Here is a 20,468-nt window from a genome sequence, read left to right on the forward strand (position 1 = left end):
ATTTGGACCTGCGGGGCATTTGGGCAAAATGCCCTATCGTGCGATTTGAAACTTGATCCCGATCAAGTTGGCGCGAGACGTAATGTTGCTCTGCACCATTGCGCCCGGGCTATCTGCGCGCCCCGATCGCCTGATGTGCGTGCGCGGCGGACTTGCGCACATGTCCGTCGTCATCGTTCAGCAGCGGGGTCAGCGCGGGTAGGACGTCCGGATCGCCGAAAGTCTCGGCGATCTCGCAGGCCCACAATCGATGCCGGGGAAGCTCATCCCTGGAAAAAGCATCGAACAGCAGCCGCCAATTGCCCGCGGCGGCGCCTCGCCGCAAGGTCCGCGAGGCTTCCTTCCGAACTCCGATTTCCGGATCGCGCCTGTAGAGATCAAAGATCGAATGGAAATCCGCCTCATGCCAGATCGCCGCGAGAGCGCGAAGCGCGCACTCCCGCGTCGATGCTTCGGGCGCCCTCAAAAGGGCAGCACGAGATCATGAGCTTCGGCAAGCTTCCATTGCTCGACGATGCCGCAGGCGGTGCGCCTGACGTAATCTGACGTGTCGGAAAAGGCAGCGGCAATAATCGTGCGGAGTTCATGCCCCCGCTTGTGTTGTCCGATGACCTCGATTGCGGTTCGCCGCACAAAGGCATCGCTCGCCGTTGACAGTGTCCGAAGCTCGCCCAGCGCTTCGTCGTCGTCCCGTGCTAGCAGGTTGCGGATGGCCTCATGGGTCATCGGCGGCCCCTGAAACTCACGTCGTCCTGAACTGAAGCACGCCGTCTTTCATCTCCGCCGTCAGCCGGCCCTCGACGATCATGTAGTTGACGTGGGCGACCAGTTCGCCGGCGGCGAAACCCATCTGGTGTTCGTCCAGCACGTGCTTGTTGAACACCACGGGCACCAATGCGCGCGAGGTCTGCGGTACCTCGCGGCAGGCTTCCGCGATCAGGCGGCAGCGCTCCTCGTGGTGATCGGCGAGCTGCTTGATGCGGGTCTTCAGCCCGTAGAACGGCACGCCGTGGCCCGGCAGTACCAGCACGTCATAGGGGAGAGTCGTGGTGAGGCTGGCGAGCGAGGCCAGATATTCGCCGAGCGAGTTCTGGTCGGGTTCGACCGCCCACACGCTGACGTTCGGCGAGATCTTGCTCAGCACCTGGTCGGCCGAGAGGAACAGCTTGTCGTCGGCGCAATACAGCATCACCTGGTCGAGCGCGTGACCGCCGCCGGTGATCACCTTGAAGCGGCGGGTGCCGATCACGACGTCCTCGCCATGCGAGATGCGGCGGTAGGACGGCGGCAGCACCGAGACGCGCTTGAGATAGTCCTGGCCGCGGCCGAGCAGCTTTTCCGTGAGCGACTCGTCCATGCCGTGGCGGCGGAAGAACAGCCGCTGCGCCTCCTGCCGCTCCTCCGTGCCGCGGTTCTGGTGATAGACCGATTGCAGATATTCGACCTGCGACATCACCAGCGGGCAGTTGAACCGCTCGACGATCCACCCGGCCAGACCGACATGATCGGGATGGGAATGGGTCACGATCAGGCGCGTGATGTTGACGCCCTTCAGCGGCCCGTCGAACAACTTCGTCCAGGCCTCGATCGTCTCCTCATTGCCGAAGCCGGCATCGATCATGGCATAGCCGTCGCCATCGGCGAGCAGGTAGATGTTCACATGGTTGAGGCGGAACGGCAGCGTCAGCCGCGCCCACAACACGCCGGGCTTCACCTCGACGACCTGTTCGGGGCCGGGATGCTGTTCCCAGGGATAGCGCAGGGCGTCGGCGGAGGACTGCACGGTGTCGGTCTTTGCGTTCATGCTACCGGCTTAAACCCGCTCGTCACGGCGCGCCAGCCGAAAAAGAACGCTGGCGCGGCCCGCATAGCGGTCATTCCGGGTTACGGAACGGCGCCTACGCCGCCCGCATGTTGTTGAGGAACGCGTCGATCTCTCCGCGCAGCATGTCGGCCTCGCGGCGGAGCGCGTCGGAGGCGCCGAGCACTTCGTTCGCCGCTGCGCCGGCTTCCGCCGAAGCCGTGGAGACGCCGACGATGTTGCTGGAGACCTCGCTGGTGCCGCCGGCTGCATGCTGGATGTTGCGGGCGATCTCGCGTGTCGCCGCGCCCTGTTCCTCGACCGCGGCGGCGATCGTCGTGGTGACGTCGTTGATCTCGCCGATGATCCGGCCGATGCCCTGGATGGCGCCGACCGCCGAAGTCGTCACTGACTGCATGCTGGCGATCTGGCTGCGGATCTCCTCCGTCGCTTTGGCGGTCTGGCTCGCGAGGCTCTTCACCTCGGAGGCGACCACCGCGAAGCCGCGGCCGGCTTCGCCCGCGCGCGCCGCCTCGATGGTGGCGTTGAGCGCCAGCAGATTGGTTTGCGAGGCAATGGTCTGGATCAGGTCGACCACCACGCTGATGCGGCTCGCGCTGTCGGCGAGGCTCTGCACCGTAGCGTCGGTCGCGCCGGCTTCGTCGACCGCCTTCCTGGCGATCGCGGCCGAGGTGACGACCTGCTTGCTGATCTCCTCGATCGAGGACGAGAGCTGCTCGGTGCCTGACGATACGGTCTGCACGTTGACCGAGGTCTCTTCGGCTGCGGATGCAACTGCGTTCACCAGCGCATTGGACTGGTCTGCCGTGTTCGACATGCTCTGCGCGGTCGATTGCATCGAATTGGCTGACTGCGCGAGATTGTCGAGTGCGGAGCGGACCGCGCCCTCGAAGTCTGCAATCTTCGCCTCCATCTGCGCCGCACGCTCGGCCTTGGCAACACGATCCCTGTCCTGCTCGCTCGCAAGCGCCCGGGCTTCGATCATGCTGTCGCGGAACACCGTCAGCGTTTCCTTCATCGCGCCGATCTCGTCGTTCTGCCGGGAGCGGACGATCTCGGTGTCGAGGTCGCCGGCAGAGAGCAACTGCATGGCGCGTTGAAGCTCGCGAATGCGGCGCAGGATGTTGCGGCCGACATAGAGCCAGACGAACAGCGCCGAGCCGACCAGCATCAGTGCGCCGAGCGCCAGCATCGCGGTGGTCGCGAGCGAGATCTCATGCCGCGCCTGGAAGGTGGACGCATTGGTCTCCTTCTGCACACCCTCGACCAGCTGCTGCACGCTGATGCCGAGGCCGACATTGAGCTTGCGGGTCTCGTCCAGGATGGTCTGGCCGTAGTCGATGGCGTCGAGCTCCTTCTGGCGGATCTTGAACACGCCGGTCTTGCCCTCACCGAAGGCGAACAGCTTTTGCACGGTGTCGCGCACCGCTTGCATCGAGGCCATGTTCGGCAGGTCCTCGAGGTTCGACTTGACGCGGTCGCGCGTCGTCTTGAACTCCTTCTCGATCGCCTCCAGCGTATCGCTGTTGTTGGCCGACAGCGCCGCCATCATGTCGGCGGCCATCAGATTGCCATTGGCGGAGATGGTCGCGACCTGGGAGACGGTGCGGGCGGCTTCGGTGGCATCGTCGGCGGAAACTTCCGCCGCGCCGAGGATCGCGTTCAGGCGCGTTTGCGCATCCAGCATGGCAGGACCGGCCGCACCGACGAAGGTGAGCTGCGCCTTGCGGAGTGCTTCATATTGCTTGTCATGCAGCGCGCCGGTATCGAGCCGCTCTCGCGCGGCCGACACCAGGCTCTGCGTCGCCTCGTCGATGCTCTTGGCGGTGTCGCGCAACGCGGTTGCGATCTGCTTGTCGGCGCCGAGCTCGATGATCTCGCCGAGCTTGGCCATGGCGAGCTGCTGGATCTCCTGCACCTTCTTGGTGCGTTCGTTCAGCGCCTCGTCGGACGGCGACGCCAGGAGGCCCGGCCCCTGTGCCGCGAGCGTTGCGCTTTGCGATGCGAGTTGAAGGCTGGCGGAAAGACGCGGGATGTCGCGGCCGCTCAGGTCCATCATGGTGCTGCCGAGATGGTTGAAGACGAAGCCGGCGCCAGCTGCAATCACGAGGCCCATGCCCGCGATGACTGCGAAGGCCGTGAACAGGCTGCCGCGCACGCCCCATGTCGGCATTTTGAAACGAGGCCGGATACGACCAAGCAGACGGCCAAGGCCCAGACGGATCGCCATCGAAATTCCCCCACGCGTGATCTTTATGTTTTCGCCGCGCAGTATCCTCGGGCCAGGTTAAAAAATCGCAAGTTGCTCAATCGGTTGAGTGCGTTCCGCACAGCGAAAAAAGAAGGGCCGGCAACGATGCCGGCCCTTCCATCACGATAAGGTCTTGGTAACCGTTCAGTAGCGCGCAACCGCCGAGTTGGCCCAGTTGAAGCGGTAGTTGACGCCCGCCTTGATGGTGTGGTCGTCGGTGGTGAAGTTGCCGGTTCCCGCCAGCGGGCCCGCGGTGAAGTGCGCGTCGCCGAAATTGTAGTACTGGTACTCGGCCTTGGCCGACCAGTTCGGCGCGAACATGTATTCGAGGCCGGCGCCGACGGTGTAGCCGTTGCGGTGGTCACCGCTGATGATGAAGCCGGTCGGCACGCCGCCGACGGTCACCTTCTCGTTGTTGTCCGAATAGGCGTAGCCGCCCTTCACGTAGAGCAGGCCCGGACCCCAGGTGTAGCCGACGCGGCCGGTGATCGAGCCGAGACCGCGCTGGTCGTTGGTGTAGGCGACGCCGCCCGGGAACACCGCGCCGACGCTGCCGGAGAGCCAGGAATACTGGCCTTCGACGCCGACCACGAAGTTCGGGTTGAACTGCCAGTCCGCACCGGCCTGCAGGCCGCCGAGGAAACGGCCGTTGCCGTTATTGCCGGTGGAGAGGCCGCTGAAATTGTTGTCGCTGGAGAACGCGCCGCCGACATGGCCGCCGATATAGAAGCCGGTCCAGTTGTAGATCGGCGCGGCATAGGCGGGCGCGGGCGTCTTGTAGTAGTTGCGGTTACCGAGATCGGCACCGACCGCCGGCGCGGCAGCGCCCACCACGAGCAGCGCGACGGTCGCAAACAGAATCTTCTTCATCGTCCAAACTCCAGCACTTAGGTCCCCGGCAGGCGCGCTTTCCGCGCCGTCGTTGGTTTTGCAGATAGCTCGCTTTTGACGAAAATGCTGTCACATCCGTGGCACAGCGGCAGCCAACCTAACTTATTGGGCTGTAAATGATTTTCGTGCTTAATGTCGGCTTAAGAAGTGGTGAAGGAAGGCTTAACTCGGCGCTATCAGGGTAACTTGCGCGCGCATCCCATTAACCAAGACGGCGCCGCGCCTCATCGCGCATCTGTTCGCGGAATGCAGCGCGCTTCGCGGGCCGGTCTTCCTCGCGAACGTCATGACGATCGAAGACGTCGAACTTCTCCAGGATCGGATAGCGCTCGCTCGCCATCGCGAGCACGCGTAGCACCTTGGTCGCGGACGGTGTCGGGCCGCTCACTTCCCAGCGCCGGATGGTGTCGGCGCCGCCCTTCTCCGGCAATCCGCAAAGCCGGGCCATGTCGGCCGCGGTGAGCTTGCGCTCGAGGACGTCCGAGAGATCGTTGCGGAGTTGCTTCAGTTCGGGACCGGTCATGTCGCCTCAATACGCGAAGTCGATGAGGTGAATGCATTAGAGCTGATTCGGGTCCATCCGAAGGCGAGGCACGCGTAGCGGGCGGGCGTGCTAGTCTCGCGCCCGCCGGGCTCAGCCAGGAAAGGATAACCGCATGCCGGTGTTCAAGCTGCCACTGTCGGGGGACGTCGTGCAATCCATCAACCCGATCACGTCGTTCTTCAGTCCGGCCGGCGGCCAGTTCGGTCTCGTGAACATCACGGTGGGCCAATCCTCGGCGCCCGACGTCGAGAAGGACCTGCTGTCGGATGTCGGCAGTTACGGCAAGCAGATCGGCCAGGTCGCGGATGCGCTGCTCGTGGTCATTGAGCATCTGGAAGCGCTCGGTGACAGCGCACTCGGCGACGACAAGGCCATCGCGGCTTTCAAGGAGCTGATGCACTCGGTCGCGACCGTCAAGGAGCGCCACAACCGCAAAGCCTGTCGTCCGCGGCGGCGCTGATCATGCCGTGCGACCGCTCCGCGGCACCTTCGCCCGCGCACGGAGTTATGAACGGGTGCCTATGGAAATCCGCCGTTGAATGAACAGATGCCAAGGGGGCCGCAGAATGAAGGGATCTGTCATGAGCATCAAATCCGCCGTTGCCGCCCTTGTCACCATCGGGCTGCTTGCCGCGCCGTTCGCGGCTGAAGCAAAAAAGCACCGGTCAAACCGATCCTACAGCACCGGCGTGGTCGCTCCGGGCTATGGAAGCGCAGGATCGTTGGCAGCGCAGCCCAGAGCCTACGGGTCGTCTGGACAGTCGGTCGGGACGGTCACGGCGCCGTCGATCGGCGCGTATAATTGGCCGTCGGTCGGCGTGACCAACGCAGTCCCGACCTGGAGCAACACCAACCCGCCCGTCAGGTAGGCGCGCCTGTACTGCGTGCCAATGCCGGTCACCCTGTGCCGGTCGCAACGCCAGCAGATAGAGCGCGACCAGCAATGGTCATGGTGGCGGACCAGGCATTTCGGATCGTTCAGGGACAGCGCGCGCGCGATCCTAAATTCCCCGGCCGGCCTGTTGGCCGATCACGCAGCGCCATCCGGCGAGGCGCTCGGCTGGATGCTGGTTCATCCATTCGGCGAGCTGCGGCGCACCCATCAGGCACGATTGCATCGAGACGTCGGCGAAGTCGGATGTGGTGACGGTTTGCTCATGACAGTTCGCTGGAGAGGCGAGGTTGCAGAGCACGGCGATGATCTTGATCACGCGAGGTTGCCTCCGTCGCTGCGATGCGCAGAGGCTCCGCCCGATCGTTCGCTCACCGGATCAGCCGGCGGGAAGATGCTGTCGTAGATCGCGCGCGCTTCCTGGATGAGGCGAATGCGCTCGCGCTCGGATTTCGAGACAAACTGAATAATCTGGCCCATGTCGGCTCCCATAGATCCTCGATCCATCATCACATGATGGGAATCATTCCATGCGGATGTGGGGTGCCGGCTTCGGCTTTGCAGCCCCGCGGGCGGTCACGAGGGATAAAAAGCCCGTGAGTATTCCGTTCCTGAGGTGGAGCGTGATACCTTCAGCGATACGCCGACTTACGGCGCATCCGTTCGGCCGGACCCGCTTCGCAGCATCGTGATGAAGTGTTGAGCCCGGCGGCGTGATGGCATTGCGGCACATTTTCTCGCGCATCGAGTTGTAAGGTCACTCAGTGCACGGGCGCCTGACAAGCGGCATTGCGATCGAAGGACCGCGCCCGAAAGGATCAGCCATGACAACAACGAAACGCTCCACTGCCGCACTTATCGCTCTCGGATTGGCCGCAGCGCCACTCGCTGTAAACGCTCAAACGTCGGGGACAAAGACACCAAGCGGCACGAGCGGACGCTCCGGAGCACCGGTACAGCAAGGGACTATTGGAAGTTCCGGGCAGACTGTCGGGACCGTGACAGCGCCGTCGGTCGGGACCTCCAACCAGCCCTCCGTCGGCGTAACAAACTCAGTCCCCACCTGGAACAACACGAATCCTCGAACGAAGTAGCCGCGATCGGGTGACCTACGCCGCCGGTGCGCGCTCTCTCTGCCCCGGCACCGCCGCGAGTAGCTCGCGCGTATAGGCATGCTCGGGCGCGGCGAACAGCTGCGCGGTGGGCTTCAGCTCGACGATGGCGCCGCGCTGCATCACGGCGATGCGGTCGCAGATTTGCGCCGCAACCCGCAGATCGTGGGTGATGAACAGCATCGAGAGGCCGAGGCGAGCCTTGAGGTCTTCGAGCAACCTCAGGACCTGCGCCTGCACGGAGACGTCGAGCGCGGAGACGGCCTCGTCCGCGACGATGATCTCGGGCTCGAGCGCGAGCGCGCGCGCAATGCCGATGCGCTGGCGCTGGCCGCCGGAGAATTCATGCGGATAGCGCTCGAGCGCGCCGGCATCGAGCCCGACCATCTTGAGGAGATCGCGAGCGCGGTCCAACGCGACTTTGGGATCGGTGCCGGCCGCGATCGGGCCGTCGGCAATGATGTGACCGACCTTGCGGCGCGGATTGAGCGAAGCGAACGGATCCTGGAAGATCATCTGGATGCGATGGCGCTCGGCGCGTAGCGCCTTGCCTGCGAGCTTTGTGAGATCGGTCTCGCCGATCCGCACGGTGCCGCGGTCGGCCTCGATCAGCCGCATCACCAGCCGGGCCACCGACGATTTGCCGGAACCGGATTCGCCGACCAGGCCGAGCGTCTCGCCCTTGAGAATCGTGAAGTTGACTTCGCGCGCGGCATCGACGCGGCGGTCCTCGCGAAACCAGCCGCCCGAGGTGACGTAGGTCTTGTCCAGTCCGATCACCTCGACCGCCTTGGCCTGGTCGTCGAGGGGGCTGCGAGCGGGCGGGTCCATCGAGGGCACGGCGGCGAGCAGTGCCTTGGTGTAGTCGTGCTGCGGCGCGTTGAAGACGGCCGAGGCGGGGCCTTCCTCGACCACCTTGCCATGGCGCAACACGACGACCTGGTCGGCGATGTCGGCGACGACGCCGAAATCATGGGTGATGAACATCACCGCCATGTTGCGATTGCGCTGGAGGTTGCGGATCAGCTTCAGGATCTGCGCTTGCGTGGTGACGTCGAGCGCGGTGGTCGGCTCGTCCGCGACCAGCACCGCCGGTTCGAGCGCGAGCGCCATCGCGATCATGGCGCGCTGGCGCTGGCCGCCGGATAGCTGGTGCGGATAGGCGCGCACGATGCGCTCGGGGTCGGGGAGGCCGACCTCGCGCGCCAGCGACAGCGCCTTGGCGCGCCGCTCCTTCGGCGTGAGCAGCCCGTGCGCCTCGAACATCTCTCCCATCTGATCGCCGATCCGCATCAACGGATTGAGCGCGGTCATCGGCTCCTGAAAGATCATCGCGAGCCGGCGGCCGCGCAGATCGCGCCAGCCATCGTCGTCGAGTTTGAGCACGTCGCGGCCTTCGAACTGGATCTCGCCGGAGGTGACGGTGACCGTGTCAGGCAACAGTCCCATCAGCGCATGCGCGCACATCGATTTGCCGGAGCCGGATTCGCCGACGACGCAGACGATCTTGCCGGGCCGCAAATCGAGCGAGACGCCGTCGACCGCGAACGGCCGTTCCGCCCCCTTGGGCAGCGCGATCCGCAGATTCTTGATGGAGACGGCGGGCGGGGCGGTCATGATCAGCGGCCCTCCCGCGACAGCCGCGGATTGAGCGCGTCGTTGAGGCCTTCGCCGATCAAATTGAGGCCGAGCACCGAAATCAGGATCGCGACGCCGGGAAACACGGTAATCCACCAGGCCTGGCGGATCACGGTGCGGCCGGCGCCGACCATGTAACCCCAGGAGATCAGATTGGGATCGCCGAGGCCGAGGAACGCCAGCGAGGATTCCAGCAGGATCGCGGTCGCGACCATCAGCGAGGCCAGCACGATCACCGGCGACAGCGTGTTCGGCAGGATTTCGCGCAGGATGATCCAGGTGTTGCTCTGGCCCGTGACCACCGCGGCCTGGACGTACTCCCGCGTGCGCAACGACAGCACCTCGCCGCGGACGAGGCGCGCTACCGGCGGCCAGCTCACCAACGCGATCGAGGCGACGATCGAATAGATCGAGGGCTGCAGGATCGCGACCAGCACGATCGCGAGCGCAAAGCTCGGAATGGTCTGGAAGAACTCGGTGAAGCGCATCAGCGCGTCGTCGACCCTGCCGCCGAAATAGCCGGCCATGGCGCCGATCGGCACGCCCACGACCAGCGCCACCAGGGTGGAGACCATGCCGACGAGCAGCGAGACGCGTGCGCCAAAGATCATGCCGGCGAACACGTCGCGGCCGAGCGCGTCGGTGCCGAGCGGTACGGTTGCGAGCGTGAACGGCGGCAGGAACGGCCGCTGCACCATGCGCCAGGGCGAGTTCGGGAACAGCATCGGACCGAACAGGGCGACCGAGATAGCAAGCAACAGGATGATCAGCCCGATGACGCCGCTCGGGCTCCTCAGCATCGATTTCCAGAACTGTTTCATGTGGTGAATTCGATGCGCGGGTCGACCAGGCGATAGACCAGGTCGGTGATAAGGTTGAAGGTCAGGACCATGGCGGAACAGATCACGAAGACGCCGAGCAGCAGATTGTAGTCGCGCTGGAGCAGGGCGTCGTACATCAGGCGTCCGATGCCGGGCCAGGCGAACACGGTCTCGGTGATGACGGCGCCGCCGATCAGGGTGCCGGAGTGGACGCCGGCGAGCGTCACGACTGGCAGGAGCGCGTTGCGCAGGACGTGTCGGCGCTGGATCACGGCATCGGACAGGCCTTTGGCGCGCGCTGTCTTGACGAAGTCGAGACGTTTCACCTCCAGCATCGAGGCGCGCGTCATGCGGGTGTAGGTCGCCATGAAGAACAGGCCGAGCGTCATCGCTGGCATGATCAGGTGCCTTGCGACGTCGACCACATGGGCAGGGCCGAAGAGGTTGGCGCCGACCGTCTCGTAGCCGAAGCTCGGCAGCCAATCGACAGTGACCGAGAACAACAGGATGCCCATCAGCGCCACCCAGAAGATCGGCATGGCGTAGAAGATCAGCGCGAAGATCGTGATGGCGGTGTCGAGCCAAGTCCCCGCGAAGCGCGCCGCGAAGGTGCCGAACAGGATGCCGAGCACTAGTGAGATCGCGAACGCCGTCAGCGTGAGTAGAAGCGTCGCCGGCAGCCGTTCCAGGATCAGCTTCGACACCGGCGCCTGCTGGCGGAAGGAGAAGCCGAGGTCGAGCGTCACGACGCCCTTGACGTAGACGAAGAGCTGCTCGGGCAGCGGCTTGTCCAGGCCGAACTTCTCCCGGAGCTGCTGGACGAAGATCTGGTCGCTGGCGCCGGCCTCGCCCGCCATCACGACCGCGGGATCGCCGGGCGCGAGCCGGATCAGGAAGAAATTGAGGACGACGATCGCAAGCAGGACGATCACGCCCTTCATGATACGCTGAGCGACGAAAGAGAGCATCTAGAGGGTCATATCTTGTAGCGTGACCTGAATCCACCGAGGCAGTGTGCTCCCTCGCCCCGCTCTTGCGGGGAGAGGGTTGGGGTGAGGGGCCTCTTTCCACGCGCGAGAATGCCGATGGATCTGTACCCCCTCACCCGCCGCGCTCTGCGAGCGCGTCGACCTCTCCCTGCAAGCGGGGAGAGGTGAAGGAAGGCGCGCCCTCACTTGTCGAGCCATGCGTCCTTGAAGCCGTCATTCACCCCGATCCCGGTGGTGATCAGGTTCTTGACCTTGCAGCGCATGATGGTCGGGAATTGCAGCTCGAGCATCCAGGCCACCGGCACGTCCTCGACCAGGATTTTCTGCGCCTTCTCGTAGATCTCCTTGCGCTTGGAGTCGGGCGTCGCCACCGCGCCGTCGGCGAACAGCTTGTCGATTTCCGGGTTGGAGTAACCCTCGACGTTGTTGAACACCTGGCCCTTGGCGATGGCGCTGGAAACGTAGTTGCGGCCGACGCCGAGGGCCGGATCGCCGTACTGGTAGAGGTAGGTGAAGGCGATGTCGTAGTCCCAGTCGCCGATCTTCTGGTTGCCGCCGGCAACGTCGGTGGCGATGGTCTCGATGTTCATGCCGACATCCTGGAGGTTCTGCTTCACGGCTTCACCCCAGCGCTGCCAGGTCTCGCCATAGGCGAGCGGCAGAAGGCGGATCTTCTCGCCCTTGTAGCCGGCTTCCTTCAACAGCGCCTTGGCCTTGGCGGGATCGTAAGGGTATTTCGGCACGTCGGCGGTGTAGTACTTGATGGTCGATGCGGACGGGCCGGTCGCGACCTTGCCGAGCCCGTTCCAGATCACGTCCTTGGCGAAGTCGCGGTCGATCGCAAACATGACCGCCTGCCGCACCCGCTTGTCGGCGAGCGGACCCTGGCGGTTGTTGAGCCACAGCCAGGCCAGCGGCGAGAAGAACTCCCAGCCGGCGCCGGTGACGCAGGTGTCCTTCAGCTTGGAGAGCCGCGGCACGTCGAAATTCTCGACCGAGCCGCCGGGCAGCACATCGACCTTGCCGGTCTCATATGCCACCGAGCGGGCCGCGGCATCGGGAATGATCTGCCAGTAGATCTCGTCGAGATAGGGCTTGCCCTTCTCGTAATAGTTCGGGTTCTTGACCAGGCGGATGAAAGAGCCCTTCTGCCATTCCTTGAACATGAAGGGGCCGGTGCCGACCGGGGCGTTGTTGTAGGGATTGGTCTTCCAGTCGGTGCCTTCATAGAGATGCTTCGGTACCATCGGCATCGAGCCGACCTCGAAGATGCCGAGGAACGGGCCGAACGGCTGCTTCAGCGTGAACACCACGGTGTAGTCGTCGGGCGCCTCGACCTTGTCGACCTGCGCGAGATTGTTGCGAGCGCGCGCATGCGTCTGCTTCAACATATCCAGCGAGAATAGCACGTCGGCGGCGGTGAAGGGCTTGCCGTCGTGCCAGGTCACGCCCTTCCTGAGCTTGAATGTGTAGGTTTTTGCGTCCTCGCTGACGCTCCAGCTCTCGGCGAGCTCCGGCTGTGGTTCGAGCTTGGGGTTGTAGCGAAGCAGGCCTTCGAAAATGTTGCCCGACACCATCTGCACCGGGCCGTTCTGGACCATCGCCAGCATCAGGCCGGGCGGCTCGGGCTGAATCACGGCATTGATCGCTCCACCCGCTTTCGGCTCTTGCGCCAGCGCCGGGGCCGCGAGGCCGCAAGCCAGGAGGACGCCAAGCAACACTCGTTTTGACATGTCGTATCTTTCTCAAGCGAGACCAGCCGCAAACGCTTCGCACGTGGCGCGCAAAGCTATGGCCAGCCCATCCCAGTCCCCATCCGGGATCGAGGCTCACACAGTCTCGTTCGGCGCCGCAAGATGAAAGTCTCGACAGTGTTCGCCCAAAAAATGTACAGCGCGTCCCGTGATGGCGTTTGGCGGCCTAGCCAGCGCCACCGCGCCACACGGCTTCAGGAGGGCCGCAGCACCCGTTGCAACTCGGCAATCGCATCCGCGAGTTGCTCCCGGTGCGCGATGTCGTCCTTGGGGATGGCCGCGACACTGTCCGCGAGCTCGCGCAGGATCCCGGCGAGCAGGCCGAAATTGAGGTGCAGGTGCACCGATTTGCGTTCGTCCGCCGTGCCCGGTTGCTGCAGCACCAGCGCAACGCCGCTGCCGTCGAGTCGCGCCTCGAAACGCGATGAATGCCCGAAGGTGCCGACATAGAACTTGTCGGGATATTCGAGCGCGATCTCTGCCTTGTCGGGAACCGGCTTGGACATGTGAGCCTCATTTGTGCGGGGCTATTCTGGCCGGGAATAAACTCGGCCGACTTGAGATAGGTCAGGGGCGGGCTCGTTCTGGATTTGATCGGGATCAAAGCCGGGCTGCCCCTTCTGCGATCTGATGGCAGGACACGGTGAGGCTCCGCGTGACCGGTCAAATGCGAGTGCATCGACGATGAACGTCCATTCTACCCCACCCGAAGCGGATTCAGACGATATCGCCATCTCACTCGCGGATGAGGCGTCGGCACGTTGCGCGCAATTGCTCGGCGACGCCGACCTCAGGCTGACGCGCCACCGCCTGGCGCTCGGCCAAATACTGTTCCTCTGCCCCCATCGTCATGTGACAGCGGAGGGGCTTTATGAAGAAGCGACGGCTGCCAATCTGCGGCTGTCGCTTGCGACCGTCTACAACACGCTGAACCAGTTCACCGAAGCCGGCCTGTTGCGCCGGATCGCAGCCGACGGCATCAAATCGTTCTTCGACACCGACACGTCCGTGCATCCGCATTTCTACCTCGAAGGCGAGGATGTGCTGGTCGACGTCACCGACGGCCTGACCTTCACCAGGATGCCCGAGGCGCTTCCGGGCCATGAGATCGCGCGGCTCGACGTCGTCGTCCATCTGCGCCGCAAACGCGACGCAGACCCGGCGTGACGATCGTCTAGCGCAAGCCCGCTCGCCGGAATCCTTCCAGATAGTGCTCGCGGTCGGCCTCGTTGGCCCATGGCAATTGTGTCCCGATCCAGTGCAGCGAGATGTTGGGCTGGGTGCGGCGGAGCTCGCCCAGCGCCATCTCCGCAAGCACGCCATCGCCGGTCATGCCGGCAGAAACCGCCAGCACGCGGTAGGCGCCGGTGAGATCGCCGCGGTGGCGGATCGCCTCGCGCGCGAGCGCGATGGCTTCGCCATAGCGCCGCTCGGTGAAGCGGGCATAGCCGGCGATGCCGTGATAGATCGCCAGGGATGGATCGCGCGGCGAGAGCCGCATTGCCCTCTGCGCTGCCTCGAATGAATCCTTCGGCCGCCCGGCGTAGGACAGTGCCAGTGCGTAATAGCCCTGCGCCAGCGAGAAGTTCGGATTGAGCGCGAGCGCCTGTTCGAACTCGGACAGTGCATCCGCCAGCCTTCGCGTGGAGAAGTAGACGCTGCCGAGCGCGGCGTGCGCCCAGGCATCCTCATGGTCGCAGCGCACCGCGGCGAGCGCGGCGGCTTCAGCCACCGGCGCCACCACGGCCAGCTCGGCCCAGCCGAGATGCACGCCGAACATGTGGTTCGCCGCGAGCACCGACAGCGCCTGGCCGTAGTTCGGGTCGATGCCGACCGCGCGTTCCAGCAGCGTCCGTGCGGTCTCGTGATCCCGCCTCGTCACGCGCCAGTAATGTGACAGCGCCCGCATCAGGAGATCCCAGGCATCCAGGCTAGCAGGCGGCTTGCGATGGGCGCGAAAACTTTCCGCCGCATGAATCTGCGGCTCGATCGCCGCGGCGATCGCGTTGGTGATTTCGTCCTGCACGGCGAACACGTCGATCAGCTCGCGGTCGTAGCGCTCGGCCCAGAGATGGCTGCCGGTTGTGGCGTCGTTGAGCTGTGCGGTGATTCGCACCCTGTTGTCCGACTTGCGCACGCTGCCTTCGACGATGTAGCGGACGCCGAGTTCCTCGGCGATCTGCCGGATGTGGACCGCGCGTCCCTTGTAAGTGAAGGACGAGTTGCGGGCGATCACCATGAACCAGCGCTGCTTCGACAGCGCGGTGAGGATGTCCTCGCTGATGCCGTCGCCGAAATAGTCCTGTGCGGGATCGCCGCTCATGTTCTCGAAAGCGAGCACCGCGACCGCCGGACGGTCCGCCAGGGCGCGCGGCAGGGCAGCGACGGGTTGCGTGGGGGCGGTCGCGGCTGCCACTTCTTCCCGGACCTCGCCGACGAAACGAAAGCCCTTGCGCGGAATGGTCTTGATCAGCCGCTGGCTCGCACCGTCGTCGCCGAGCGCCTTGCGGGCGGCGTTGATCCGGCTGTTCAGGGCGGAATCCGAGATGATCCGATCGCTCCAGATCTGGCTGATCAGGTCATCCTTGCTGACCACACGCGTGCGCTGCGCCACCAGATAAAGCAGGAGATCGAACACCTGCGGCTGCAACGGCACGGCTGCCCCGCTGCAGGTGAGTTCCCGCAGGTCGCCGTCGAGCACGTTGTTTTCAAAGCGAAATCGCACGTTTCTTTCGTCTCAAGCAAAAATCAAAGTCGTCTCAGGCGAAAATCAACCGTCCGCGAAAGTCTTGGGACCTCCGGTGCGGCATGGTGCAGCGACCAATGAAGTGCCGGCGTTTTGGCACAACGGAGCTGTTTATGACCCAAATTGATCATCAGGTTCATCCTATCGGCCCGGTTGCGGGCTCACGCATTTTCAAGTTCATCGCATTTCTGTACGGAATTGCGGCGTATCTCGTGTTTTTCGTCACCATTCTCTACGCCATCGGCTTCGTCATGGGGCTGGTGGTGCCGAAGACCATCGACACCGGGACCGACACGCCCGTCGCCGAGGCCGTCATCATCAATCTGCTCCTGATGGCCCTGTTTGCGGTCCAGCACAGCGTGATGGCGCGCCGGCAGTTCAAGGTATGGTGGACGCAGTACGTCCCCAAGCCGGTCGAGCGCAGCACCTATGTGCTGTTTGCGAGCCTGTCATTGCTCCTCCTGTTCTGGCAGTGGCGTCCGCTGCCCACGGTCATATGGGAGGTCGCGAACCCGGATCTTGCTGTGACGATCGTCACGCTGTCGTTGGTGGGCTGGGTCCTGGTGTTCACCTCGACCTTCATCATCAATCATTTCGAGTTGTTCGGATTGCATCAGGTCACCAATCATCTCGTCGGCAAGGAAGCGTCGCCGCCGCGCTTCAAGACGCCGCTGCTCTACAAGTTCGTCCGTCATCCGATCTATCTCGGCTTCATCATCGCGTTCTGGGCGGCGCCGGTCATGACCGCTGGCCATCTGCTGTTCGCCGCCGTGACCACGCTCTACATCTTCGTCGGCATCGCGCTGGAGGAGCACGACCTCATCGATCTCTTCGGCGACGAGTACCGGCAGTACAAACAACGGGTCTCGATGCTTATTCCCTGGCGCAAGTCGGTATAGCTTGCGCGTCTTTCCGTCGCGTCCGCCGAAAGGAGGACGCGCGGCGGCGCCGAGCCGCGTATCGGAGCTTGCCGACCCGGCCTGCAACGTATCTCGGGGTGAATCCCCCTCACCCCGACGCTATCCTTGCGAGCGAAGCTCGTCGCGCCCCCGAATCCGTTTTGCCGAGCTATCGGCAAACGGGCGCAGGGAGAGAGAAATTCAAACCTTCATCAACGGAGACGACCCAATGAAACATGTCGGAAACTGCTTCTGTGGCGCGGTCACGATCGAGGCCACAGGCGCGCCGGAGGCGATGGGCTATTGCCATTGCCGCTCGTGCCGCTCGTGGTCGGGCGGTCCGGTGAACGCGTTCAGCCTGTGGAAGCCCGAAGCCGTGCGCATCACCGAAGGTGCAGAGAATGTCGAGACCTTTACCAAGACGCCGCTCAGCCAGCGCAAATATTGCAAGAAGTGCGGTGGCCATCTCATGACCAACCATCCGCCGCTTGGCCTGGTCGACGTCTTCACCGCCACCATCCCCACGCTCGCCTTCGCGCCCGGCGTCCACGTCAATTACGCCGAGACGGTGCTGCCGATGCGCGATGGCCTGCCCAAGCTCAAGGATTTTCCGGCGGAGTTCGGCGGCAGCGGCGAGATGATGCAGGAGTAGCGACCCTCTTCTCCTCTCCCGCAAGCGGGAGATGAGAAATTCGCTATCTCATCCCCGCGCGCCGCAATCCCTCGAGGTAATGCTCGCGATCCTCGTCCCGCAGCATCGGCAGCTCGCGCGTGATCCAAGCGAGCGAGATGCCCGGTTGGGCGCGGCGCAAGCCTTCCAGGGCGCAAGCCGCGCGCGCGGGATCCCCCGACATGCCGGCGGCGGCGGTCAGCACGCGATGCGCGCCGACGAAATCGGCGCGCTGCCGCATCGACTCGCGCGCCATCTGTGCGGCTCCTTCGTAATCGCGGCCGATGAACCGGGCATAGGCCGCGACGCCGCAATAGATCGCCGCGAGCGGGTCGCGGGGGCTCAGCCGTAGCGCGCGGCGCGCGGCGACATCGCCGTTCTGCCATCGTCCGGCGTAGCACAGCGTCACGCCGTAGAAGGCGTGCGCCATCGCGAAGTTCGGATTGAGGTTCAGCGCCAGTTCGAATTCCGCCAACGCATCGTCGAAGCGGCGGCGGAATAGATAGGTATAAGCGAGGCCATGATGGGCCCAGGCATCCTCCCGATCGGCCTCCACGGCCGCGAGCGCGGCGCGCTCGGCGACCGGCACGGTCGGGGCCATGTCGGACCAGCCCATATGCGCGCCGAAGATGTGGCTGGTCGCGAGCAGGCCGAGCGCCTTGCCATAGGCGGGATCGAGCGCGACGGCCTTTTCGAGCAGTCCCTGCGCGGCGGCGTTGTCGTCGCGGGTGATGCGCCAGTAATGCGACAATGCGCGCATTACGAGGTCCCAGGCATCCAGGCTTCCCGGCGGCTTCTGCTGGGCGCGAAAACTCTCGGCGGTATAGAGCTGCGGCTCGATCGCGGCGACGATCGCCTCGGTGATCTCGTCCTGCACAGCGAAGATGTCGGCAAGCTCGCGGTCGTAGCGTTCAGCCCAGAGATGGCTGCCGGTCGAGACGTCGTTGAGCTGTGCGGAGATACGCACGCGATCGCCGCTCCGCCGCACGCTGCCTTCGAGCACGTAGCGCACGCCGAGCTCTCGCGCGACCTCGTTCATGAGCACCGCGCGGCCCTTGTAGACGAAGGAGGAGTTGCGCGCGACGACGAAGAACCAGCGCAGCTTCGACAGCGCGGTGATGATGTCTTCGCTGATCCCGTCGGAGAAATAATCCTGCTCGCGGTCGCCGCTCATGTTGGTGAAGGGCAGCACCGCGATCGCCGGCCGGTCCGGTAGCGGCAGCGGGGCCTGCAGAAGCTTCGCTCCAAAACCGGATTCCGGCGCGGTCGCCCCACGCTTGGTCTCGACGTCGCCGACAAAACGAAAACCCTTGCGCGAGATGGTGCGGATCAGCGCCTGGCTCGCGCCGCTGTCGCCGACCGCCTTGCGTGCCGCATTGATCCGGCTGGTCAGGGTGGATTCGGAGACGCTGCGCCCGTGCCAGATCTTGTCGATCAGCTCGTCCTTGCTGACCACCCGGTCGCGGTTCTCCATGAGGTGGACGACGAGATCGAAAACCTGCGGCTCCACGGCAACGGGAACCTGCTCGCGGCTCAGCTCGCGCAAGTCGGTATCGAGTAGGTGATCCCGGAACAGAAACTGCACGTCGAAACTCAGGCCTCAAGACGACATCGGGCAATGATGAAATCAAAATGGATTTCGGCTGATCTCTATAAGTCCGCCGAGAGGCCTGTCCGGTTCACCACGATCGCGTGATGGCAGCCATGCGATTTACGGGGAGGAATGCAACCTGGGTTAGAATGTGGCGGTTTCGGCCGGATTGTCGCGGTCTCCTCACGTCATTGCGAGCGCAGCGAGGCAATCCAGCCTGTCGCCGCGGAGACAGCGTGGATTGCTTCGTCGCGAGGGCTCCTCGCAATGACGGTGTTGAGGCAATGGCGTGCGGCAGCTTCCCACGTTGTCATGGCCTTCGCGACGGCATCGAATGTGTGATGAGCGGTGAATGTCCATTTGCCGAACAGCTCCGTGTGCGTAAGCTGCGACCTTCACACGACACAAACCACGAAGAAACGCCCATGCCCGCTTTTCATGCCTCGACCACCGTGCTCGATTCCATGCTGTTCCGCGATGCCTTCGGCACGCCGCAGATGCGGGAGGTATTTTCCGATGTCGCGACTGTCGCGCGCTATGCCGAGGTCGAGGTGGCATTGGCGAAGGCGGAAGCGAAGTGCGGGGTGATTCCGCAGGATGCCGCCGATCAGATCGCGGCGCGGACCGACGTTGCCGCGCTCGATTTCGATCTGTTACGGCAGGAGACTGATGTCGTCGGCTATCCGATCCTGCCGCTCGTGCATCAGATGGTGAAGCAATGCGGCGATGCCGGCCGCTATGTGCATTGGGGTGCGACCACGCAGGACATCATGGACACCGCCGTGGTGCTGCAACTGCGCGCCGGGCTCGAGATTGTCGAGCAGGACATCGCCGCACTGCGCGGGGTTCTCGCCGACCTCTCCAGGCGCTACCGCGAAACGCCGATGGCGGGCCGCACCCATCTCCAGCAGGCGCTGCCGGTCACCTTCGGCTACAAGACCGCGATCTGGCTCGCGATGTTCGACCGCCACGCCGAGCGGATCAGTGAGTTGAAGCCGCGCGTCCTGGTCGGCCAGTTCGCCGGCGCCGCCGGCACGCTGGCCTCGCTCGGCAACAAGGGCTTCGAGGTGCAGGAGGCGCTCTGCGCCGAACTGAGGCTCGGCGTTCCCGCCTCGACCTGGCACGTCGCACGCGACGGTTTTGCCGAGGCCGTGAATTTCCTGGCGCTCGTCACCGGCTCGCTCGGCAAGATCGCGCTCGACATCATGATCATGGCCTCGACCGAATTCGCCGAGGTCTACGAGCCCTTCGTCAAGGGACGCGGCGCTTCCTCGACCATGCCTCAGAAGCGCAACCCGATCTCCTCGGAACTGATGCTCGCGGCGTCCAAGGCGGTGCGCCAGCACGCCGGCCTCATGCTGGATGCCATGGTGCAGGATTTCGAGCGCGCCACCGGGCCCTGGCACGCCGAATGGATGGCGATCCCCGAGAGCTTCGTGCTGACCGCCGGCGCGTTGCACCAGGCGAAGTTCGCGCTCGCCGGCCTTATCGTCGACGAAAGCAAGATGAACGAGAATCTCGCCGTCAGCCGCGGTCTGATCGTGGCCGAAGCCGTTATGATGGGGCTCGCGCCGCAGATCGGGCGGCAGGAGGCGCACGACGTGGTCTATGACGCCTGCCGGCTCGCCAATGAGAATGGTCTTACACTGGCGGACGCGCTGTCGTCTGACGCCCGCGTCTCTGCCAGAATCGACCGCGCCACGATCGAGGCGCTGACATCACCGAAAAATTACCTCGGCCTTGCTCCCGCCATGGTCGACCGGGTGCTGAAATCGGCAACACGTTGAAAACCAAAATGCGTGAAACTCCGTATCTTTGGGGTGTCGCAAGGCACTCGCGCACTTGTGT

22 protein-coding genes are annotated in these 20,468 nt (G+C 64.3%); 7 read left to right on the forward strand and 15 right to left on the reverse strand.

Features of this window, described 5'->3' with window-relative positions; genetic code table 11:
• Positions 1–109: 109 nt before the first annotated feature.
• From ABIC03_RS30735 to ABIC03_RS30760, 6 genes are all read right to left on the reverse strand, one after another.
• Positions 110–325, reverse strand: coding sequence for a HEAT repeat domain-containing protein (locus ABIC03_RS30735; RefSeq protein WP_354063630.1), 216 nt, complete (start codon positions 323–325; stop codon positions 110–112).
• A 137-nt stretch (positions 326–462) separates the two neighbouring features.
• Positions 463–726 (reverse strand): HEAT repeat domain-containing protein, encoded by a 264-nt coding sequence (locus ABIC03_RS30740; RefSeq protein WP_354063632.1) that lies wholly within the window; start codon positions 724–726, stop codon positions 463–465.
• Positions 727–742: 16 nt separating this feature from the next.
• Positions 743–1,804, reverse strand: coding sequence for an MBL fold metallo-hydrolase (locus tag ABIC03_RS30745; RefSeq protein WP_354063634.1), 1,062 nt, complete (start codon positions 1,802–1,804; stop codon positions 743–745).
• Positions 1,805–1,898: 94 nt separating this feature from the next.
• Entirely contained in the window at positions 1,899–4,052 is a 2,154-nt protein-coding gene (locus ABIC03_RS30750; RefSeq protein WP_354063636.1) for a methyl-accepting chemotaxis protein, read from the reverse strand.
• A 165-nt stretch (positions 4,053–4,217) separates the two neighbouring features.
• On the reverse strand, positions 4,218–4,943 hold the full coding sequence (locus ABIC03_RS30755; RefSeq protein WP_275170719.1) for an outer membrane protein: 726 nt from the start codon (positions 4,941–4,943) through the stop codon (positions 4,218–4,220).
• Between the two features lie 223 nt (positions 4,944–5,166).
• On the reverse strand, positions 5,167–5,487 hold the full coding sequence (locus ABIC03_RS30760) for a hypothetical protein (RefSeq protein ID WP_007599476.1): 321 nt from the start codon (positions 5,485–5,487) through the stop codon (positions 5,167–5,169).
• 133 nt (positions 5,488–5,620) lie between these two features.
• Here ABIC03_RS30760 and ABIC03_RS30765 point away from each other — a divergent pair, with 133 nt between their 5' ends.
• Positions 5,621–5,968 (forward strand): hypothetical protein, encoded by a 348-nt coding sequence (locus ABIC03_RS30765; RefSeq protein ID WP_354063639.1) that lies wholly within the window; start codon positions 5,621–5,623, stop codon positions 5,966–5,968.
• Positions 5,969–6,089: 121 nt separating this feature from the next.
• Positions 6,090–6,377 (forward strand): hypothetical protein, encoded by a 288-nt coding sequence (locus ABIC03_RS30770; RefSeq protein ID WP_354063641.1) that lies wholly within the window; start codon positions 6,090–6,092, stop codon positions 6,375–6,377.
• Positions 6,378–6,509: 132 nt separating this feature from the next.
• Here ABIC03_RS30770 and ABIC03_RS30775 read toward each other — a convergent pair whose 3' ends face one another.
• Together ABIC03_RS30775 and ABIC03_RS30780 are read right to left on the reverse strand one after the other, a co-directional pair.
• On the reverse strand, positions 6,510–6,719 hold the full coding sequence (locus ABIC03_RS30775; RefSeq protein ID WP_007605116.1) for a hypothetical protein: 210 nt from the start codon (positions 6,717–6,719) through the stop codon (positions 6,510–6,512).
• Positions 6,716–6,892 carry a hypothetical protein gene (locus ABIC03_RS30780; protein ID WP_354063712.1) on the reverse strand — a complete coding sequence of 59 codons (177 nt, stop codon included), beginning with the start codon at positions 6,890–6,892 and terminating at the stop codon, positions 6,716–6,718. Before ABIC03_RS30780 ends, ABIC03_RS30775 begins: the two co-directional genes overlap by 4 nt.
• 332 nt (positions 6,893–7,224) lie before the next feature.
• Between ABIC03_RS30780 and ABIC03_RS30785 the strand changes: the two genes are divergently transcribed.
• Positions 7,225–7,494: a hypothetical protein gene (locus tag ABIC03_RS30785; RefSeq protein ID WP_354063643.1), complete on the forward strand. Its 270-nt coding sequence runs from the start codon at positions 7,225–7,227 to the stop codon at positions 7,492–7,494.
• Positions 7,495–7,509: 15 nt separating this feature from the next.
• Here the strand turns inward: ABIC03_RS30785 and ABIC03_RS30790 are convergent, their stop codons facing one another.
• From ABIC03_RS30790 to ABIC03_RS30810, 5 genes are all read right to left on the reverse strand, one after another.
• Positions 7,510–9,129 (reverse strand): ABC transporter ATP-binding protein, encoded by a 1,620-nt coding sequence (locus ABIC03_RS30790; protein WP_354063645.1) that lies wholly within the window; start codon positions 9,127–9,129, stop codon positions 7,510–7,512.
• Positions 9,130–9,131: 2 nt separating this feature from the next.
• Positions 9,132–9,971, reverse strand: coding sequence for an ABC transporter permease (locus ABIC03_RS30795; RefSeq protein WP_018458168.1), 840 nt, complete (start codon positions 9,969–9,971; stop codon positions 9,132–9,134).
• Positions 9,968–10,939: an ABC transporter permease gene (locus tag ABIC03_RS30800; protein WP_354063648.1), complete on the reverse strand. Its 972-nt coding sequence runs from the start codon at positions 10,937–10,939 to the stop codon at positions 9,968–9,970. The genes ABIC03_RS30795 and ABIC03_RS30800 overlap by 4 nt, the downstream gene beginning before the upstream one ends.
• A 203-nt stretch (positions 10,940–11,142) precedes the next feature.
• Complete coding sequence (locus ABIC03_RS30805) at positions 11,143–12,693, reverse strand: ABC transporter substrate-binding protein (protein WP_354063650.1); 1,551 nt, start codon at positions 12,691–12,693, stop codon at positions 11,143–11,145.
• Positions 12,694–12,908: 215 nt separating this feature from the next.
• A complete protein-coding gene (locus ABIC03_RS30810) occupies positions 12,909–13,220 on the reverse strand; it encodes a hypothetical protein (protein WP_354063652.1) in 312 nt (103 codons plus the stop codon).
• Positions 13,221–13,398: 178 nt separating this feature from the next.
• Here ABIC03_RS30810 and irrA point away from each other — a divergent pair, with 178 nt between their 5' ends.
• Positions 13,399–13,881 (forward strand): iron response transcriptional regulator IrrA, encoded by a 483-nt coding sequence (gene irrA, locus ABIC03_RS30815; protein WP_354063654.1) that lies wholly within the window; start codon positions 13,399–13,401, stop codon positions 13,879–13,881.
• A gap of 7 nt (positions 13,882–13,888) precedes the next feature.
• Here the strand turns inward: irrA and ABIC03_RS30820 are convergent, their stop codons facing one another.
• Positions 13,889–15,439, reverse strand: coding sequence for a winged helix-turn-helix domain-containing protein (locus ABIC03_RS30820; protein WP_354063656.1), 1,551 nt, complete (start codon positions 15,437–15,439; stop codon positions 13,889–13,891).
• Positions 15,440–15,573: 134 nt separating this feature from the next.
• Here ABIC03_RS30820 and mddA point away from each other — a divergent pair, with 134 nt between their 5' ends.
• The gene (gene mddA / locus ABIC03_RS30825; RefSeq protein WP_354063658.1) at positions 15,574–16,359 is read left to right on the forward strand and encodes a methanethiol S-methyltransferase; all 786 of its coding nucleotides are present in this window, start codon (positions 15,574–15,576) and stop codon (positions 16,357–16,359) included.
• 229 nt (positions 16,360–16,588) lie between these two features.
• Entirely contained in the window at positions 16,589–17,011 is a 423-nt protein-coding gene (locus tag ABIC03_RS30830; protein WP_275170742.1) for a GFA family protein, read from the forward strand.
• A 43-nt stretch (positions 17,012–17,054) separates the two neighbouring features.
• Here the strand turns inward: ABIC03_RS30830 and ABIC03_RS30835 are convergent, their stop codons facing one another.
• Positions 17,055–18,614, reverse strand: coding sequence for a winged helix-turn-helix domain-containing tetratricopeptide repeat protein (locus ABIC03_RS30835; RefSeq protein WP_275170744.1), 1,560 nt, complete (start codon positions 18,612–18,614; stop codon positions 17,055–17,057).
• Between the two features lie 431 nt (positions 18,615–19,045).
• Here ABIC03_RS30835 and ABIC03_RS30840 point away from each other — a divergent pair, with 431 nt between their 5' ends.
• Positions 19,046–20,407, forward strand: a complete 1,362-nt coding sequence (locus ABIC03_RS30840; protein WP_354063661.1) for a class-II fumarase/aspartase family protein — start codon at positions 19,046–19,048, stop codon at positions 20,405–20,407.
• Positions 20,408–20,468: the final 61 nt, after the last annotated feature.

Origin of the sequence: Bradyrhizobium sp. RT6a (assembly GCF_040547675.1) — a bacterium.
Classification (GTDB): Bacteria; Pseudomonadota; Alphaproteobacteria; order Rhizobiales; family Xanthobacteraceae; genus Bradyrhizobium.

Coding starts and splice junctions, on each gene's coding strand:
- ABIC03_RS30750 (WP_354063636.1), bottom strand. CDS start 4,052: ATGGCGATCCGTCTGGGCCTTGGCCGTCTGCTTGGTCGTATCCGGCCT.
- ABIC03_RS30785 (WP_354063643.1), top strand. CDS start 7,225: ATGACAACAACGAAACGCTCCACTGCCGCACTTATCGCTCTCGGATTG.
- ABIC03_RS30765 (WP_354063639.1), top strand. CDS start 5,621: ATGCCGGTGTTCAAGCTGCCACTGTCGGGGGACGTCGTGCAATCCATC.
- ABIC03_RS30745 (WP_354063634.1), bottom strand. CDS start 1,804: ATGAACGCAAAGACCGACACCGTGCAGTCCTCCGCCGACGCCCTGCGC.
- ABIC03_RS30790 (WP_354063645.1), bottom strand. CDS start 9,129: ATGACCGCCCCGCCCGCCGTCTCCATCAAGAATCTGCGGATCGCGCTG.
- ABIC03_RS30740 (WP_354063632.1), bottom strand. CDS start 726: ATGACCCATGAGGCCATCCGCAACCTGCTAGCACGGGACGACGACGAA.
- ABIC03_RS30760 (WP_007599476.1), bottom strand. CDS start 5,487: ATGACCGGTCCCGAACTGAAGCAACTCCGCAACGATCTCTCGGACGTC.
- mddA (WP_354063658.1), top strand. CDS start 15,574: ATGACCCAAATTGATCATCAGGTTCATCCTATCGGCCCGGTTGCGGGC.
- ABIC03_RS30810 (WP_354063652.1), bottom strand. CDS start 13,220: ATGTCCAAGCCGGTTCCCGACAAGGCAGAGATCGCGCTCGAATATCCC.
- ABIC03_RS30780 (WP_354063712.1), bottom strand. CDS start 6,892: ATGGGAGCCGACATGGGCCAGATTATTCAGTTTGTCTCGAAATCCGAG.
- ABIC03_RS30795 (WP_018458168.1), bottom strand. CDS start 9,971: ATGAAACAGTTCTGGAAATCGATGCTGAGGAGCCCGAGCGGCGTCATC.
- ABIC03_RS30805 (WP_354063650.1), bottom strand. CDS start 12,693: ATGTCAAAACGAGTGTTGCTTGGCGTCCTCCTGGCTTGCGGCCTCGCG.
- ABIC03_RS30830 (WP_275170742.1), top strand. CDS start 16,589: ATGAAACATGTCGGAAACTGCTTCTGTGGCGCGGTCACGATCGAGGCC.
- ABIC03_RS30770 (WP_354063641.1), top strand. CDS start 6,090: ATGAGCATCAAATCCGCCGTTGCCGCCCTTGTCACCATCGGGCTGCTT.
- irrA (WP_354063654.1), top strand. CDS start 13,399: ATGAACGTCCATTCTACCCCACCCGAAGCGGATTCAGACGATATCGCC.
- ABIC03_RS30755 (WP_275170719.1), bottom strand. CDS start 4,943: ATGAAGAAGATTCTGTTTGCGACCGTCGCGCTGCTCGTGGTGGGCGCT.
- ABIC03_RS30840 (WP_354063661.1), top strand. CDS start 19,046: ATGCCCGCTTTTCATGCCTCGACCACCGTGCTCGATTCCATGCTGTTC.
- ABIC03_RS30800 (WP_354063648.1), bottom strand. CDS start 10,939: ATGCTCTCTTTCGTCGCTCAGCGTATCATGAAGGGCGTGATCGTCCTG.